The sequence below is a fragment of the Serratia sp. D1N4 genome, assembly GCF_054552755.1.
On record NZ_CM137274.1, the window covers coordinates 2,974,474 to 2,991,475 of the forward strand.

At 54.5% G+C, this 17,002-nt stretch carries 13 protein-coding genes; 5 read left to right on the forward strand and 8 right to left on the reverse strand.

Features of this window, described 5'->3' with window-relative positions; translation table 11 throughout:
* Positions 1 to 3: 3 nt before the first annotated feature.
* Both phoQ and ACX1CU_RS13215 read left to right on the forward strand, forming a co-directional pair.
* Complete coding sequence (phoQ, locus tag ACX1CU_RS13210) at positions 4 to 1,461, forward strand: two-component system sensor histidine kinase PhoQ (protein WP_459398765.1); 1,458 nt, start codon at positions 4 to 6, stop codon at positions 1,459 to 1,461.
* 80 nt (positions 1,462 to 1,541) lie between these two features.
* Entirely contained in the window at positions 1,542 to 2,663 is a 1,122-nt protein-coding gene (locus ACX1CU_RS13215; protein ID WP_459398766.1) for a ribosomal protein uL16 3-hydroxylase, read from the forward strand.
* Between the two features lie 43 nt (positions 2,664 to 2,706).
* On the opposite strand, the gene pepT is transcribed toward ACX1CU_RS13215, so the two are convergent.
* The 6 genes from pepT to lolC all read right to left on the reverse strand — a co-directional run bounded on the left by pepT (position 2,707) and on the right by lolC (position 9,068).
* Positions 2,707 to 3,939, reverse strand: coding sequence for a peptidase T (pepT, locus tag ACX1CU_RS13220; protein WP_459398767.1), 1,233 nt, complete (start codon positions 3,937 to 3,939; stop codon positions 2,707 to 2,709).
* A gap of 149 nt (positions 3,940 to 4,088) precedes the next feature.
* Entirely contained in the window at positions 4,089 to 4,940 is an 852-nt protein-coding gene (cobB, locus tag ACX1CU_RS13225) for a Sir2 family NAD+-dependent deacetylase (protein ID WP_459398768.1), read from the reverse strand.
* 13 nt (positions 4,941 to 4,953) lie between these two features.
* Positions 4,954 to 5,868, reverse strand: a complete 915-nt coding sequence (gene nagK, locus ACX1CU_RS13230) for an N-acetylglucosamine kinase (protein ID WP_459398769.1) — start codon at positions 5,866 to 5,868, stop codon at positions 4,954 to 4,956.
* Positions 5,869 to 5,921: 53 nt separating this feature from the next.
* A complete protein-coding gene (gene lolE / locus ACX1CU_RS13235; protein ID WP_459398770.1) occupies positions 5,922 to 7,169 on the reverse strand; it encodes a lipoprotein-releasing ABC transporter permease subunit LolE in 1,248 nt (415 codons plus the stop codon).
* Complete coding sequence (lolD, locus tag ACX1CU_RS13240; RefSeq protein WP_459398771.1) at positions 7,169 to 7,873, reverse strand: lipoprotein-releasing ABC transporter ATP-binding protein LolD; 705 nt, start codon at positions 7,871 to 7,873, stop codon at positions 7,169 to 7,171. Before lolD ends, lolE begins: the two co-directional genes overlap by 1 nt.
* Entirely contained in the window at positions 7,866 to 9,068 is a 1,203-nt protein-coding gene (gene lolC, locus ACX1CU_RS13245; protein WP_459398772.1) for a lipoprotein-releasing ABC transporter permease subunit LolC, read from the reverse strand. Before lolC ends, lolD begins: the two co-directional genes overlap by 8 nt.
* 297 nt (positions 9,069 to 9,365) lie before the next feature.
* Between lolC and mfd the strand changes: the two genes are divergently transcribed.
* Entirely contained in the window at positions 9,366 to 12,842 is a 3,477-nt protein-coding gene (mfd, locus tag ACX1CU_RS13250; protein WP_459398773.1) for a transcription-repair coupling factor, read from the forward strand.
* Between the two features lie 152 nt (positions 12,843 to 12,994).
* Here mfd and ACX1CU_RS13255 read toward each other — a convergent pair whose 3' ends face one another.
* Positions 12,995 to 13,918 (reverse strand): LysR substrate-binding domain-containing protein, encoded by a 924-nt coding sequence (locus tag ACX1CU_RS13255; protein ID WP_459398774.1) that lies wholly within the window; start codon positions 13,916 to 13,918, stop codon positions 12,995 to 12,997.
* A 109-nt stretch (positions 13,919 to 14,027) separates the two neighbouring features.
* Between ACX1CU_RS13255 and ACX1CU_RS13260 the strand changes: the two genes are divergently transcribed.
* Together ACX1CU_RS13260 and ACX1CU_RS13265 are read left to right on the forward strand one after the other, a co-directional pair.
* Entirely contained in the window at positions 14,028 to 14,702 is a 675-nt protein-coding gene (locus tag ACX1CU_RS13260) for a type 1 glutamine amidotransferase domain-containing protein (RefSeq protein WP_459402806.1), read from the forward strand.
* 44 nt (positions 14,703 to 14,746) lie between these two features.
* Complete coding sequence (locus tag ACX1CU_RS13265) at positions 14,747 to 15,592, forward strand: type 1 glutamine amidotransferase domain-containing protein (protein WP_459398775.1); 846 nt, start codon at positions 14,747 to 14,749, stop codon at positions 15,590 to 15,592.
* Positions 15,593 to 15,731: 139 nt separating this feature from the next.
* Here the strand turns inward: ACX1CU_RS13265 and ACX1CU_RS13270 are convergent, their stop codons facing one another.
* Positions 15,732 to 16,907, reverse strand: a complete 1,176-nt coding sequence (locus tag ACX1CU_RS13270; RefSeq protein WP_459398776.1) for an acyltransferase family protein — start codon at positions 16,905 to 16,907, stop codon at positions 15,732 to 15,734.
* Positions 16,908 to 17,002 lie beyond the last annotated feature (95 nt).

The window sequence follows — 17,002 nt, forward strand, 5'->3', positions numbered from 1 at the left end:
ATCATGTTCAAAAAGGATAAAAAACCCTTCTCGCTGCGCGCCCGTTTTCTGATGGCCACCGCCGGGGTGATCCTGGCGCTGTCGTTATCCTATGGGTTGGTGGCAGTAGTGGGCTATATCGTCAGCTTTGATAAAACCGCTTTCCGCCTGCTGCGCGGCGAGAGCAACCTGTTTTTCAGCCTGGCGCAATGGAAAGAACAGAAGCTGACCATCGCCATTCCACCCGATCTTGACCTCAACTCCCCGACGCTGGTGTTTATCTATGACGATAAAGGCAACCTGCTGTGGAGCCAGCGCCAAGTACCGAAATTAGAAAAACTGATCCAGAAAAGCTGGTTAGAAGAGTCGGGTTTTTATGAGATTGATACCGATACCCGCATCAGTAGTGAAGTGTTGGGCAATAATCCTAAAGCCCAGGATCAACTGAAAGATTACGATGACGCCGATCAGAATGCCCTGACTCACTCGGTGGCCGTCAATACCTACGCCGCCACCTCGCGCCTGCCCGCGTTGACCATTGTGGTGGTAGACAGTATCCCACAGGAACTACAGCGCTCAGACGTGGTATGGGAATGGTTCAGCTACGTCTTGCTGGCTAATCTGCTGCTGGTGGTGCCACTGCTGTGGCTGGCGGCCTATTGGAGCCTGCGGCCCATCAAGGCGCTGGTGAGCCAGGTCGGTCAGTTGGAGAATGGCGAACGCGAACAGTTGGATGAAAACCTCCCCAGCGAACTGCGCGGACTGGTACGTAATCTCAATATTCTGCTGCGCAATGAACGGCAGCGTTACACCAAATACCGCACCACGCTGTCAGACCTGACCCACAGCCTGAAAACCCCGCTGGCGGTGCTGCAAACCACGCTGCGCTCGCTGCGTTCCGGCAAGCAGACCACCATCGAAGAAGCGGAGCCGATTATGCTTGAGCAGATCGGCCGTATTTCACAGCAGATTGGTTATTATCTGCACCGGGCCAGTATCAATTCGGGCCAAACCGTGCTGACGCGCGAGATCCATTCGGTATCAGCCCTGCTCGACAGCCTGGCCTTGGCGCTGAATAAGGTCTACCAACGCAAAGGGGTGGTGATCACCTTGGATATCTCGCCTGAAGTGACTTTTATGGGTGAGAAAAACGACTTTATGGAAGTGATGGGCAACGTGCTGGAAAACGCCTGCAAATACTGCTTGGAGTTTGTGGAGATCACGTCGCTGCATTCTGACAAATACCTGACCATTGTGATTGATGACGATGGCCCTGGTATCCCTGAGAGCAAACGTGAACTGATCTTCCAGCGCGGCCAGCGCGTCGATACCCTGCGCCCTGGTCAGGGCCTGGGTTTATCGGTAGCTGCCGAGATTATCGAGCAGTATGACGGCCACATTACCATCAGCGACAGCCCGCTGGGTGGGGCTCGCATGGAAGTGACCTTCGCCCGCCAGCATGACTCCCACCATCACGAATAAATTCTGTCGTTCAGGCCCCGATCCATGGGGCCTAACTTCCGTTATAATCCCTCCAAGCTCACTCAATCCTGGAATAGAACATGGATTATCAATTAGATCTGGACTGGAACGACTTTTTACAACGTTACTGGCAAAAACGCCCGGTGATCCTGAAGCGCGGCTTCAAAAATTTTATCGATCCGATCTCCCCGGATGAGTTGGCCGGACTCGCAATGGAAAACGAAGTAGACAGCCGCTTGGTCAGCCACCAGGATGGCCGTTGGCAGGTTGCACATGGCCCCTTCGAAAGCTTCGATCATCTGGGGGAAACCAACTGGTCATTGCTGGTGCAGGCGGTCGATCACTGGCATGAGCCCTCCAGCGCGCTGATGCGCCCGTTCCGCAAACTGCCAGACTGGCGTATGGACGATCTGATGATTTCGTTCTCTGTGCCAGGCGGTGGCGTAGGCCCGCACCTTGATCAATACGACGTCTTCATTATTCAGGGCACTGGCCGTCGTCGCTGGCGCGTGGGTGAAAAAGTGCCGATGAAACAGCACAGCCCGCATCCAGACCTGTTACAGGTCGAACCTTTCGACGCCATCATTGATGAAGAGATGGAACCGGGTGATATTCTGTATATCCCACCGGGCTTCCCGCACGAGGGCTATTCGCAGGAAAACTCGCTCAACTACTCCGTAGGTTTCCGCGCACCGAATGGCCGTGAACTGGTCAGCGGCTTTGCTGATTACGTACTGGCACGAGATCTGGGCAGCCAGCGCTACAGCGATCCGGACATGACTCTGCGCGATCATCCGGCCAACGTATTGCCGCAGGAAGTAGATGCGCTGCGTCAGATGATGCTGGATCTGGTGCAACAGCCGGAACATTTCCAACACTGGTTCGGGGAGTTTATTTCGCAGTCGCGCCACGAATTGGACATTGCACCACCGGAGCCGCCGTATCAAGCTGGCGAGATCTACGAACTGCTGCAACAGGGTGAAGCATTACAGCGCCTGGGTGGCCTGCGCGTGCTGCGCATTGGCGAACAGTGCTTTGTTAACGGTGAGCTGATTGATACCCAGCACCTACAGGCGGCTGATGCGCTGTGCCAACATTTCAGCGTTGATGCAACCCTGCTGGGCGAAGCGATGAACGATCCTTCCTTCCTCGCCCTGCTGACCACGCTGATCAACAGCGGTTACTGGTATTTTAACGACTAATCGATATTTGGAGGGCGCAGTAAGCTGCGCCCGATAAACACGTCTATCTTTTGGCTCGCGCCGCCGTTAATGCCGCAATACGCATAATCACGCTCACGGCCTGCTCCATGCCTTCAAGCGTAATGAACTCATGCTTACCGTGGAAATTATACCCCCCGGTAAACAGATTCGGGCAAGGCAACCCTTTGAACGACAGCTGCGCCCCGTCGGTGCCGCCGCGAATCGGTTTCATCACCGGTTGAATATCGCAATCGCGCATCGCCTGCTGCGCCAGCGCAATGACATGCGGATGGTCGGCAACCTGAGCGCGCATGTTGTAATAGCTGTCCTCGATCGCCACTTCGATATAGCAATCCCGCGGCAGCCCGCGCCCGACGATTTGCGCCACTTCGATCATTTTGCGCTTGCGCGCTTCAAAACCTTCACGCTCGAAGTCACGCAGGATGTAATGCATCTCCGCGCGCTCAACGTGCCCTTTGATGCTGCTCAGGTGATAAAAACCCTCATAACCTTCGGTATTTTCGGGTGTTTCATCGGGCGGAAGTGCCTGGTGGAAGCGCGACGCCAGCGACAACGCATTGACCATTACCCCCTTGGCAGTGCCAGGGTGCACATTGTTGCCAACGATTTTCACCGTCACCGATGCCGCATTGAAATTTTCACACTCCAGCTCACCCACGCCGCCGCCATCAACGGTATAGGCCCACTCGGCATTGAACGCTTCCACATCAAAGAAATGCGCCCCTTTACCCACCTCTTCGTCAGGCGTAAAGGCGACGCGGATGTCACCATGCGGGATTTTTTGCTGTTTCAGCCGCATCATCGCGGTGAGGATTTCGGCAATACCTGCTTTGTCATCGGCACCCAACAGGGTTTTACCGTCGGTGGTGATCAGCGTTTGCCCCAGCATCTGGTGCAGGATCGGGAACATCACCGGTGACAGCACTTCATCACCAATCCCCAAGGCAATATCGCCACCGCGGTAATTCTCCACTACCTGTGGCGTCACATTTTTACCGGAAAAGTCCGGTGAAGTATCAAGGTGGGAAATAAATCCAATCGTAGGCACCGGCCAAGCGACATTGCCTGGCAAGGTTCCCATCACGCAGCCGTGCTCGCTGAGCGATACCTGTTCAAACCCCAGTTCAATCATTTCCTGCCGCAACGCACGCGCCAGCTTCAGTTGCCCATCGGTACTCGGCACATGTTTGACGTTCGCTTTAGCCTGTGTGTCGAAAGAGACGTAGTTAAAAAAGCGATCAAGTAGTTTATCCATGGTTCCGCCCTCAGAATTTCGCGTTTCATTATGCGGAACCGATTCGGATCAAATATTGAGACAGGTCATTAATAATCAGATTTACCTGAAATCATTAGAATCAATGATAGTTTGACGCTGAGATAGCTGAATACGCATCAGCAACAATCTTAGCCCGCACCGTCATAGGGAATATCTGCCCGTTCGATCTTACCCGCCAGCAGTTTATGCATAAACCGTGGCACCACTTCACTGGCCGGGCCATAGTGCTTCTCATCGAACTGGCTTTCCACCTGACTGGGTTCCAGATTCAGCTCAATGGTATAGGCACCTGCCGATCGCGCTTCATGCACAAAGCCAGCCGCCGGATAAACATGGCCAGAGGTGCCGATGGCCACGAAGAAGTCGGCTTTTGCCAGCGCGTCGTAAATCTCGGTCATCCTCAACGGCATTTCACCAAACCACACCACGTGCGGGCGCAACGGCGCGGGGAACTGGCAACAGTGGCAACGCTCATCAACGTTCAGATCGCCTGGCCAGTTAAATACCTGCCCGGAATGGGTACAACGCACTTTCAGCAATTCACCGTGCATATGCAGCACTCGCTTACTGCCAGCGCGCTCATGCAGATTGTCGATGTTTTGCGTCACCAGCAGGAAGTTATCCCCCAGCCACTCTTCGAGATCGGCCAGCACGCGGTGAGCAGCATTCGGGGTAATGCCCGGTTGCTGAAGCTGCTGACGGCGCGCGTTGTAAAACGCCTGCACCAGCGCAGGATCGCGCCGATAGCCTTCCGGGGTGGCTACATCTTCCACCTGGTGCTCTTCCCATAACCCGTCGTCTGCGCGGAACGTGCGGATACCCGATTCAGCAGAAATCCCTGCCCCTGTCAGCACCACGACAAACGGCTTCTTCAGCTCTGCCGCCGCCATAGTATCTCGGTGGAAAATCCGTGAGCGAAAGCGCTGATGCAGCACGTGCTTATTCTTGCGAAACCGACACAACCGATGGCGAGTGTGCATGAACTCTCCTTGCTTATTTATTACGCACTAAATTGAGAAACGCAGCCCCACGAACCCCGCCTGCATCACCGTAACGCGCCTTCTCGATGCGTGGCAGTTTAGCCACACGCAGCAGATGCGCTGGCAAGCGTTGCGGTAACGCCTGGTAGATCGCGTCGAAATTCGATAACCCACCGCCAATCACCACCAGATGCGGATCGATAATAGTCAGCAGATTGCCAAGACATATCGCCAGCACTTCCAGAAAACGATCAACATGCGCCACTGCCCGTGGCTCACCCGCCTGATAATGCGCAATAATCTGCTGTGCAGGCAAGTGGTGCTGATAAAAGTGGCTATACATCCACTCAAATCCGCGGCCCGATATGTAATTTTCAATGCAACCATCATGGCCACAGCCACAGGCTACGCGAGGTATATCACGCCCGAGCACTTCCAGCGCATCCACTGGCAAACGGAAGTGGCCGAACTCACCGGCGATATAGTTACGCCCAGACAGCACTTTGCCATCCACAATCAATCCACCGCCAACTCCGGTGCCAAGGATAATACCCAACACGCTGGGATAGTGACGGAATTCGTCATCCCAGGCTTCTGACAAAGCGAAGCAGTTAGCATCGTTATCTACCCTGATCTCACGACCAATCAGCGTGCTCAGATCGCGCGGCAGTGGTTGCCCCATCGCGGCGGGCACGTTGGCGGTAAACAAGGTGCCATCTTCATTCGGCAGGCCCGGAATTCCTATCCCCACTGAACCTTGGGTACCGCAAAACGCATCGGCCTCATGGGTGAGATCGCGCAACACCGCCAGCAATTGCCGGTAGTCGTCACGCGGCGTTGGCAGCCGTTTCTGCCAGATACGCCGTAGATCGGCATCGAACACACCCAATTCAATCTTGGTGCCGCCCATATCGAAACCGTAGTACATAACTCGACCTCAGGCTAAAAAAATGGGGCGTCTTAATCAGCCCCAGGTTTTTATTATTGTCCGCTCAGTACGCGAGCAGGATCGATGCGGCTCGCACGCCGGGCCGGATACCAACTGGCCAGCAGGCTGAGCACAATGGCGGTTGCCAGAACGATAAGTACGTCCAGCCAGTGCAGTTCGGACGGCAGGAAATCGATAAAGTAGATATCACCAGACAGGAAAGAGTGCCCCATCAGCTTTTCGATCCCTTTGATAAGATTGGTCAGTTGCAGCGAAGCAATCACGCCGACCACCACGCCGCTTAGGCTGCCCACCAGCCCGGCCAGCAAGCCGTACCAGATAAAGATGGCGCGGATGAACCCGTCTTTGGCACCGAGAGTACGCAGCACGGCGATATCTCCGCTTTTATCCTTCACCGCCATCACCAAGGTGGAAACAATGTTAAAGCAGGCCACCCCGATCACCAGCACCATCGCCAGGTACATAATGGCGCGGATCATCTGGATATCGCGATACATATAACCGTAGGTGCCGATCCAGCTCTTGATATAGACGTAGGCATCGGTGACTTCACCGGCATCGCGCACCAGCTTATTCGCCGCAAACACGTCATTTACTTTGATAGCAAGGCCAGTGACACTGTCACCCATATCCAGATACTGCTGCGCATCGGCCAGTGGCACCATCGCCAGGCTGTGATCAAGCTGGCCGCTGAGTTGCAGAATACCGGCCACTTGCAGGCGAATACGTTTCGGTTGCAGCAGCTTCATTTCCGGATCGCTGTTCGGGATCATCACCGTCACATAAGAACCTTGCTTCACCCCCAGCGCTTCGGCAACGCCTTTGCCAAGAATCACCTGCTGCTCACCGCTTTTGAAATTGGCCCAGGCATCGCCCTGCACGTATTTCGGCAGTGCGCTAAGCTGGCTTTCCTGCGCGGGATCCACACCTTTGACCTGCACCGCACGCAGTTGGGTGCCGTTCTCCATCAGACCGGTAAAGTTGATATAAGGCGCGGCAGCCAAAATGCCCGGCACTTTTTCCACCCGCTGCTGGATCTCAGGCCAACCTTCGAACGGTTGATTAACCGGTTCGATCTCACCGTGCGGCACCACCGCCAGAATGCGGTTTTGCAGTTCACGCTCAAAGCCGTTCATTGCACTCAGGCCGACGATCAACACCGCCACCCCTAGCGCGATACCAATGGTGGAGATCACTGAAATCAGCGACACCATGCCGCCGCGCCGCCGGCCACGGCTAAAGCGCAGCGCCATCAGCAAGGAAAGTGGCGAAGCGCTCATTACTCGGCCCCCATCAGGGTCAAGTGAGATTGCAGATGGCCATCACGCATTTCCAACTGGCGGCTTAAACGCCGTGCCAGTTGCAGATCGTGGGTCACCACCAGAAACGCCGTGCCCTGGCGCACGTTCAGTTCACCCAGCAAATCAAAAATGCTGTCGGCGGTGCGCTGATCGAGGTTGCCTGTCGGTTCGTCCGCCAGCACCAGCGACGGGTTATTCACCAGCGCACGGGCAATCGCCACGCGCTGGCGTTCGCCGCCGGAAAGCTCAGAGGGGCGGTGTTTACTGCGTTTTTCCAGCCCGACCGCCGCCAGCATTTCCTGCGCTTTTTCCTGCGCCAGTGCCGGTTTCATACCGCCAATCAGCAGCGGCATCGCGGCGTTTTCCAGCGCGGTGAAATCCGGCAACAGATGGTGGAACTGATAAATAAAGCCAAGCTGGCGGTTACGCAATTCGGCCTTAGCGGCGGAAGAGAGCGAATTCAATGACTGGCCCTTGTAGATCACTTCGCCGGAAGTGGGCGAATCCAGCCCGCCCAGCAGGTGCAACAAGGTACTTTTACCGGAACCCGAGCTGCCGACGATCGCCATCATCTCGCCCGGTTGCATGGCAAAACTGACATTGCGCAGCACATCGGTATGCAGATTGCCTTCCTGATAGGTCTTGCACAGGTTGTCACACTGCAACAAAAGATGGTTACTCATAACGTAAAGCCTCAGCGGGTTGTACGGCGGCAGCGCGCCATGAAGGGTAAAGCGTGGATAACAGGGAAACCGCCATCGCCGCGACGGCAATGATCGTCACCTGCAACGGGTCAACCGCCACCGGCAGCGTAGCGCCGTCAAGCAAGACACCCAGAATCGGCACCAGGTTGTTCAGGTTACTGGCCAACAGCACGCCCAGCAAGGTGCCCAGCAGCGAACCGATAATGCCCGCACTGGCCCCCTGTACCATAAAGATCAACATAATCTGGCGCCGCGTTAGGCCCAGAGTTTGCAGAATGGCCACTTCGCCCTGCTTCTCCATCACCAGCAAGCTCAGAGACGTAATGATATTGAATGCCGCTACCGCCACGATCAGGCTAAGCAGCAGCCCCATCATGTTTTTCTCCATGCGCACCGCCTGGAACAGCTCGCCCTTACGCTCGCGCCAGTCTTTCCATACGGTGCCTTCCGGCAGCGTTTGCTGGCTGAGGGTGTCCACCTGCAACGGCTGTTGCAGGAACAGACGCCAACCGGTGATATTCCCCGCCGGATAACGCATCAGGCGTGAAGCATCCTGTTGGTTAGCCAACAGTTGGTAACCATCCACCTCACTGTTAGCGTGGAAAGTACCAATAATGGTAAATAGCCGCTGGCTCGGAATGCGGCCCATCGGGGTAAACTGGCTGGCACTCGGCACCATCAGGCGCAGCTGATCGCCACGTTTGACGCCCAACTGCCCGGCAAGCTGTTCGCCGATGATGAGATTGTATTCGCCCGGCTGCAACTGCTGCTGCTTGACGTTAACCAGGAACGGCGACAGCGGATCGGCTTCATCCGGGCTCACCCCCAGAATCACCCCCACAGCGACGCTGCGCGCGCTTTGCAACACAACGTCACCGGTGGTCAGCGGTGCGACACGGGCCACGCCTTGTAACCCCTGCACGGCAGACGCCGGGAGTTGCTCAGGATTGATCGACCCCTGTTTACTGGTAATCAGCGCCTGCGGCATTAAGCCCAAAATGTTGTTTTCGAGATCTTTTTCGAAACCGTTCATCACCGAAAGTACGGTGACCAATGCCATCACACCCAGCGTAATGCCGATGGTGGACAGCCAGGAGACAAACCGCCCAAAGCGGTCTGAAGCTCGCCCGCGCATATAACGCAGGCCAATGAATAACGCGACAGGTTGATACATGAAATCCGTTTAGTTGCCGTAGCTTAAGCACAATGAGCATGGATAATAATGGCTCCACCCGGTTTATGGAACCACCCGGCGGGTTTTATTCTCTTACCTGCGGTTAAATAACGCCCAACAGCAGCCTGGTGTATGCTTTTACCTGTGTCAGTTTATTAGCCGCTGGGCTAGTATAAAGAAGGTAAAGGCGCGCTGTTATTTGCGCCAGGTAAACAGGGTTTTGTGGTATTCACGCGTCAACCATCACGGTGAACACCACAAAAACTGTTATTCAATTCATTGATTAAAGATAACTGAATGAGCACTTCTGATAATAGCCGCCGTTCCTCATCATCTTCTCGTTACTCTCTACCTGACCGCGCGGGTGATTTGCGCCAACTGGGGCAACTGACCGGCTCTGCCTGTGCCGTGGAATGCGCTGAGATCGCCGAACGCCATCACGGCCCGGTGATGCTCGTCGCCCCGGATATGCAAAACGCGCTGCGGTTACGTGACGAAATCCAGCAGTTTACCGATCAGAGGGTGACCAGCATTTCCGACTGGGAAACGCTGCCGTACGACAGTTTCTCGCCGCATCAGGAAATCATCTCGGCGCGCCTTTCCAGCTTGTACCATCTTCCGACCATGGAACGCGGCATTATTATTCTGCCGGTCAATACCCTGATGCAGCGCGTTTGCCCGCATGAGTTCCTGCACGGTCATGCGCTGGTGATGAAAAAAGGCCAGCGACTTTCACGGGATCTCCTGCGTGCTCAGTTGGAACAGGCCGGTTACCGCAGCGTCGATCAGGTGATGGAGCACGGCGAGTTCGCCACCCGCGGTGCGCTGCTCGATCTCTATCCGATGGGCAGCGAGGAGCCATACCGCCTCGACTTTTTCGATGATGAAATCGACAGCCTGCGCACCTTCGACGTGGATACCCAGCGCACCCTGAGCGAAGTGGATGCCATCAATCTGCTGCCCGCCCATGAATTCCCCACCGATAAAACCGCCATTGAGCTGTTCCGCAGTCAGTGGCGTGAGCAGTTTGAAGTGCGCCGCGACGCCGAACATATTTATCAGCAGGTGAGCAAAGGCACCTGGCCAGCCGGTATCGAATACTGGCAGCCGCTCTTCTTCAGCCAGCCGCTGCCTTCTTTATTCAGCTATCTGCCTGCCAATACGCTGATCGTTAACACCGGCAACCTGGAAAGCGCCGCCGAGCGCTTCTGGTTGGATGTTAATCAGCGTTTTGAGAGCCGCCGGGTTGACCCGATGCGTCCTTTGCTCGCCCCCGATACGCTGTGGCTGCGTGTGGATGCCCTGTTCGCCGAGCTGAAAGCCTGGCCGCGTATGGCGCTGAAAACTGACGATCTGCCTGCCAAAGCGGGGAGTACCAATCTGGGTTATCAGCCCTTGCCCGATCTGTCCGTCCAGGCCCAGCAGAAAGCCCCGCTGGATAACCTGCGCCGGTTTATCGAAAGCTTCAGCGGCAGCGTCATTTTCTCGGTCGAGAGCGAAGGCCGCCGTGAAACCCTGCAGGATTTACTGGGCCGCATCAAGCTGAGCACCAGCCTGATCCAGCACCTTGATGAAGCTGAGGCACCCGGCCGCTATATGATGATCGGCGCCTCCGAGCGCGGTTTTCTCGATAGCCTGCGCGACCGGGCGCTGATCTGCGAAAGCGATTTGCTGGGTGAACGCGTCAGCCGCCGTCGGCAGGATAATCGCCGCACCATTAATACCGATACGCTGATCCGCAACCTGGCGGAGCTGCACTCTGGTCAACCGGTGGTGCATCTGGAACACGGCGTCGGGCGCTATGTCGGCCTGACCACGCTGGAAACCGGCGGCATCAAGGCGGAGTACCTGATCCTCTCTTACGCGGGCGAAGACAAACTGTACGTGCCGGTCTCCTCTCTGCATCTGATTAGCCGCTACGCCGGGGGTGCCGACGAGAATGCGCCGCTGCACAAGTTGGGTGGCGATGTCTGGTCACGGGCGCGGCAGAAAGCGGCCGAGCGCGTGCGTGACGTGGCAGCAGAGCTGCTGGATATTTATGCCCAGCGCGCCGCCAAATCGGGCTTTGCCTTCAAACACAACCGCGAACAGTATCAGTTGTTCTGCCAAACCTTCCCGTTTGAAACTACCCCCGATCAGGAACAGGCGATCAACGCCGTGCTGAGCGATATGTGTCAGCCGCTGGCGATGGATCGCTTGGTGTGTGGCGATGTCGGCTTCGGTAAAACCGAAGTAGCAATGCGCGCCGCGTTTCTGGCGGTGGAGAACAATAAGCAGGTGGCGGTCTTGGTGCCGACCACTCTGTTGGCACAGCAGCATTTCGATAACTTCCGCGATCGTTTTGCCACCTGGCCGATTCGCATTGAGATGATGTCGCGTTTTCGCAGTGCCAAAGAGCAACAGCAGGTATTGGAAGAAGCCGCAGAAGGCAAAGTGGATATCATCATCGGCACCCATAAGCTGCTGCAAAGCGATCTGCGCTGGAAAGATTTGGGGCTGTTGATCGTCGATGAAGAACACCGCTTCGGCGTGCGCCACAAAGAGCGCATTAAAGCGATGCGCGCTGACGTGGATATCCTGACGCTCACCGCCACGCCAATTCCACGTACCCTGAATATGGCGATGAGCGGCATGCGCGACTTATCGATCATCGCCACCCCGCCTGCGCGCCGCCTGGCGGTAAAAACCTTCGTGCGCGAATACGACAGCCTGGTAGTGCGCGAAGCCATTCTGCGTGAAGTGCTGCGCGGTGGGCAGGTGTATTACCTGTACAACGATGTGGAAAACATCGATAAAGCCGCTGAGCGGCTGGCCGAACTGGTGCCAGAGGCACGTATCGCCATCGGCCACGGCCAGATGCGCGAGCGCGATCTGGAGCGGGTGATGAACGATTTCCATCACCAACGCTTCAACGTGCTGGTTTGCACCACCATTATCGAAACCGGTATCGATATCCCGAGTGCCAATACCATTGTTATCGAGCGGGCCGATCGCTTCGGCCTGGCGCAACTGCACCAGCTTCGCGGCCGCGTTGGGCGCTCACACCATCAGGCTTATGCCTACCTGCTGACGCCGCATCCAAAAACCATGAGTGCCGATGCGCACAAACGTCTGGAAGCGATCGCCGCGCTGGAAGACTTGGGCGCAGGCTTTGCGCTGGCAACCCACGATCTGGAAATCCGTGGCGCTGGCGAATTGCTGGGTGAAGATCAGAGCGGCCAGATGACCACCGTTGGTTTCTCGCTGTATATGGAACTGTTGGAAAGCGCCGTCGATGCGTTGAAAAACGGGCGCGAGCCTTCGCTGGAAGATCTCACCAGCAATCAGACCGAAGTCGAACTGCGCATGCCAGCCCTGCTGCCGGACGATTTTATCCCAGATGTGAATACCCGTTTGTCCTTCTACAAGCGCATCGCCAGTGCGAAAAATACCGGTGAACTGGAAGAGCTGAAAGTGGAGCTGATTGATCGCTTCGGGCTGCTGCCGGATGCGGCACGCAATCTGCTGCAAAGCGCGGCGATGCGCCAGCATGCGCAGACTCTGGGGATCAAACGTATCGAGGGCAACGAGCGCGGTGGGTTTATCGAATTCGGCGAGAAAAACCGCGTCGACCCGAGCTATCTGATTGGTCTGCTGCAAAGCAAACCGCAGGTTTACCGCCTCGACGGCCCGGCCAAGCTGAAGTTTATGCTGGATCTCACCGATCGCCCGGCCAGGCTGAAGTTTATCGAAGAACTGCTGGTCGCCTTCAGGGAACATACGCTGGCGGCGTGATAAACCATGCTTATATGGCGCCCCTCTCCCCCTGTGGGAGAGGGTTTATAACCCTATAACTTGATGATATTTAATTGGTTATTTTAAGTTATAGCCCCCAGATGCTTTTTGCTGCATTCGTGTGGGAAATGCTTCTACACACTATTAAGAAATCACTTCGTGCATGCTAGAACTTGTGCATGCTGCTGAATTTTCAGACGCAACCAGCGGCGTAACCGATCGCTATGTGTCCGTTCATGCCAGATCTGCATCATGTCGATGCTCGGCAAAACCAGCGGTAACGGGTAAATACGCAATTCAGGATCGTGCGCAACGGCCTCTTCGCCCAACGAACGCAGGCAGGTGAGCAGCAATTCACTTCCCCTGATCAAGCGGCTTGGCGCAAGAAAACTGGACAGCCCGGCGACCACTTTTCGAGCCAATGCCTGACGCTGTAACTCACGATCAACCAGCCCGTTCAGATCGCCGGTCAACGTTGTCAGAACGTGTTCGCAAGCCAGATAGGTGTTCAGATCAAGTCCTTCATGTAGCAAAGGGTGCCCTGCGGCGGCCAACACCACAAAATCTTCGCTCAACAGACGCTGCTGATGAAAAGTATCTGGCAACTGCTCATAAAAACCCGCAATAGCTAAGTCACAGATGCCCTTCTCGAGTTCTTCACGCGGCAATACTCCCCGCGTGTTATGGGTTATCAGCACCAGATTAGGGGCCTCTTGTCGCAATATCGGCAATAACCCCGGCAACAGAATCTGCTCCATGTAATCGGTCGTATAAATATGGATATGTTCTGCCCGCGCAAGAAAATCGCGTCCCTCACACCGATCGTAAAACGTCTCGATATCTTCAACCAGCTTTTGAACCTGGGGTGCAATTTGATGGGCTAGTGGCGTAGGAGCCAGCCCACGTGGTGCCCTGACAAAAAGCGGATCGCCAAACTCATGCCGTAACTTGTTGAGTTTATGGCTCATTGCCGGCTGACTCAGAGACATCCGCACCGCAGCTTGTGAGGCGTTACGTTCCTGGTAAAGCACATGGAAGAACAGCAGCAGGTTAAGGTCTTTGCTGGATATATTCACTTTTTGAATACCTGAAATGAAGAGTCCTAATTTTTAGAATTATAACGAATAGCCTAAGCTGATCTCCAGTGAACTTATTCATGCGCTACGGCGCTCAACGGAGAAAATGATGAAAATCCTGATGATACTGACCTCGCACGACAAGCTGGGCAACACGGGCCAAAAAACCGGCTTTTGGCTGGAGGAGTTTGCATCACCTTATTATGTTTTCCGCGATGCGGGCGCAGACATTACTCTGGCCTCCCCCAAAGGGGGCCAGCCACCTCTTGATCCGAAAAGTAACCAGCCGGATGCACAAACGGCGTCCACTGATCGGTTCGCTGAAGACGCTACTGCGCAGCAAGCACTGGGAAATACCCTGAAACTGCAGGATGTTAACGCCAATGATTTTGATGCACTGTTTTACCCCGGCGGCCATGGCCCGTTGTGGGATTTGGCAGAAGATGCCCACTCTATTGCACTGATAGAACAATTCTTGGCACAGGGCAAACCGGTGGCGGCGGTGTGTCACGCGCCTGCGGTACTGCGTCATGCCAAAAATGCGGCAGGCAAGCCATGGGTAATGGGAAAACAGGTCACGGGTTTTAGCAATAGTGAAGAAGAAGCCGTAGAGCTGACTCAGGTCGTCCCCTTCCTGGTAGAAGATATGCTCAAGGCTAACGGTGGTCACTATAGCCGTGCCGAAAACTGGCAAAGTCACGTCGCGGTGGATGGTTTGTTGATTACCGGACAAAACCCGGCGTCTTCAGATGCTACGGCTGAAGCGTTGCTAAAATTGCTCTAAGCAACTGTGCCCATTATAAAACCTTACTGATTCGGATATTTGTTATGCGATTAGCTAAATATATTACTACGCTGTTACTTTGCCTGGGTGTAAGTGCTACCGCCCTGGCGGCAGAAACCCATGGGCGGATACTGGTGCTGCTTTCAGGTGAAAACCAGTTACCGCTTAAAGGGGGAAAAACCTATCCGACCGGATATTACCTCAATGAATTTGGCGTGCCGGCAGATGGCCTGCAAAAAGCGGGATATGAACTGGTACTGGTTACACCCAATGGTCAGGCACCGAGCGTTGACCAACGTTCGGTTGACCCACTCTATTTTGGCGGTAATCGTACAGAAATGCTGCGCATTCAATCGGTGGTGGCAAACCTCCCCGGAATTAACAAGCCGCAGAAACTGACTGAAGTACTTGCCGGTGACCTCTCTCAATATGCAGGTCTCTTGATCCCTGGGGGCCATGCGCCGCTGATCGACCTCGCCAATAACCCGCAGGTGGGTGAGTTGCTGAAGTATTTTCACTCTGCAAACAAGCCCACAGCGGCTATCTGCCACGGCCCAATTACCCTGCTCGCAGCACAGGACGATCCGCAGGATTTTGAAGCTGGGTTGATTGACGGTAAAACGCCGCAGGCGAAGAACTGGATATATCAGGGATACCGCATGACTATTTTTGCAGATGAAGAAGAGCGGGTTTTTGAGGAGTCACTGAAGGGGGATAAGATCCGTTATTACCCGGCCAAAGCCATGGTAACTGCAGGCGGCGAGTTGACGCAGGCAAAAGCCTGGTCACCGAATGTCGTTGTTGATCGTGAGTTGATCACCGGTCAAAACCCATTCTCTGACCATGCTCTAACCAAAGCGTTGTTAACACAGTTACAAAACGGGCGCTAAATGACCGGGCACTCATGGTGGCACTCATGGTGCGACGCCTTTAGCCATTGCGCATGATTATGCAGTTTTGCGCACAATCCGTTGAAATCCCTGAGTCTGGCAGCGGTGGAACCTACCAGGCTCAGGGGCATCGCACTGGTCAGATTTTGATATAGATTTGCCGGCGATATAGCATTGAACTGATAGACCAGTTGACGCTGAGGAACAGCAAAGCGTAAGCCAGCGAACTCGGGTAGTCACCTAATACGGGTCTTAACAATCCTTCGTAGACTAACTGGTGAATCGTGACCAACGAATCGTAACTGCCAAACGGGATAGTGTTTAGCAGCAAAGAAAGAAAGGCCGCGTTGACGTAGATAAACAGTGGGTTAATACCGAACGCTTCAAAAGGGCGACTCCAGATTACCTTGCCTTTAATATCAATAATCCACATGAGTAATGCGAGAAAAGATGCGGCTAAGCCACAAGTCACCAGTACAAAAGTGGGTGACCAGATCTTTTTATTGATCGGGCAACCATAGCTGAGTAAAAAGCCGATGAAGGTCAGGCTGGTGCCTATGATAAATAACGTTTGTACTTTCTGCTGAATATCCTTGGTGCGTGAAAGTATTTTGCCGCAATAAAAACCTAACAGGACATGAGCGATCGCCGGGAGCGTGCTCAGCAAACCTTCAGGGTCAATCGCCAGTCCGGCATCTTTATACATGTGGTTGACGCCGAGAACCGCCTGGTCGAGTCGCGAAATAATATTCTGCTCACTTTGCTCAAACCCATTGCCTGCAAGCAAAATTGCAAAATATCCCAACAGGAGCGTGACGATGATATGCGGGATGTATTTATGGTTGACCAAAAGGGCAATGATTGCGGTGGCTGCATAACAAATAGCCAAGCGCTGCATCACCCCTAAAATACGGATATGCTCAAAATTCCACAGTGAAGGCCCAAGTCGCTGCCAGAATTCAACTCCCTCAGAAGTAAGCTTGTAGGAGGTTCTGAGAAAAAGGGCAAACCAGGCAATCAGTAACCCAATCATAAAGATAACCAAGGTACGGGTCAGAATTTTGGTTATATTCGCTGAACTGGCGGAGAACTGGCTTTTCTGGAGAGAAATATACGTGGAGATGCCCATAATGAACATGAAGAATGGGAAAACCAGATCGGTTGGCGTCAGCCCATGCCAAGAGGCATGGCCGAGAGGAGCATAAACGTAGCTCCAAGAACCCGGGTTATTGACCAGAATCATTCCTGCAATTGTCATACCTCGTAGAACATCTAAGGAAAGCAAACGATTATGAGAACTGGAGATTTTCGACATGGTATCTTTTTGTCCTGAAATTAAAGAAGGGTGGATACGCGTTGTGTTTGAACCACAACAAGGCCTGCCAAGGTTGGCGATATCAGCCTTAATTT

What these genes read in the sequence shown, in the direction of transcription:
- phoQ (WP_459398765.1), top strand. Translation starts at nt 4, where the DNA reads ATGTTCAAAAAGGATAAAAAACCCTTCTCGCTGCGCGCCCGTTTTCTG.
- ACX1CU_RS13215 (WP_459398766.1), top strand. Translation starts at nt 1,542, where the DNA reads ATGGATTATCAATTAGATCTGGACTGGAACGACTTTTTACAACGTTAC.
- pepT (WP_459398767.1), bottom strand. Translation starts at nt 3,939, where the DNA reads ATGGATAAACTACTTGATCGCTTTTTTAACTACGTCTCTTTCGACACA.
- cobB (WP_459398768.1), bottom strand. Translation starts at nt 4,940, where the DNA reads ATGCACACTCGCCATCGGTTGTGTCGGTTTCGCAAGAATAAGCACGTG.
- nagK (WP_459398769.1), bottom strand. Translation starts at nt 5,868, where the DNA reads ATGTACTACGGTTTCGATATGGGCGGCACCAAGATTGAATTGGGTGTG.
- lolE (WP_459398770.1), bottom strand. Translation starts at nt 7,169, where the DNA reads ATGAGCGCTTCGCCACTTTCCTTGCTGATGGCGCTGCGCTTTAGCCGT.
- lolD (WP_459398771.1), bottom strand. Translation starts at nt 7,873, where the DNA reads ATGAGTAACCATCTTTTGTTGCAGTGTGACAACCTGTGCAAGACCTAT.
- lolC (WP_459398772.1), bottom strand. Translation starts at nt 9,068, where the DNA reads ATGTATCAACCTGTCGCGTTATTCATTGGCCTGCGTTATATGCGCGGG.
- mfd (WP_459398773.1), top strand. Translation starts at nt 9,366, where the DNA reads ATGAGCACTTCTGATAATAGCCGCCGTTCCTCATCATCTTCTCGTTAC.
- ACX1CU_RS13260 (WP_459402806.1), top strand. Translation starts at nt 14,028, where the DNA reads ATGAAAATCCTGATGATACTGACCTCGCACGACAAGCTGGGCAACACG.
- ACX1CU_RS13265 (WP_459398775.1), top strand. Translation starts at nt 14,747, where the DNA reads ATGCGATTAGCTAAATATATTACTACGCTGTTACTTTGCCTGGGTGTA.
- ACX1CU_RS13270 (WP_459398776.1), bottom strand. Translation starts at nt 16,907, where the DNA reads ATGTCGAAAATCTCCAGTTCTCATAATCGTTTGCTTTCCTTAGATGTT.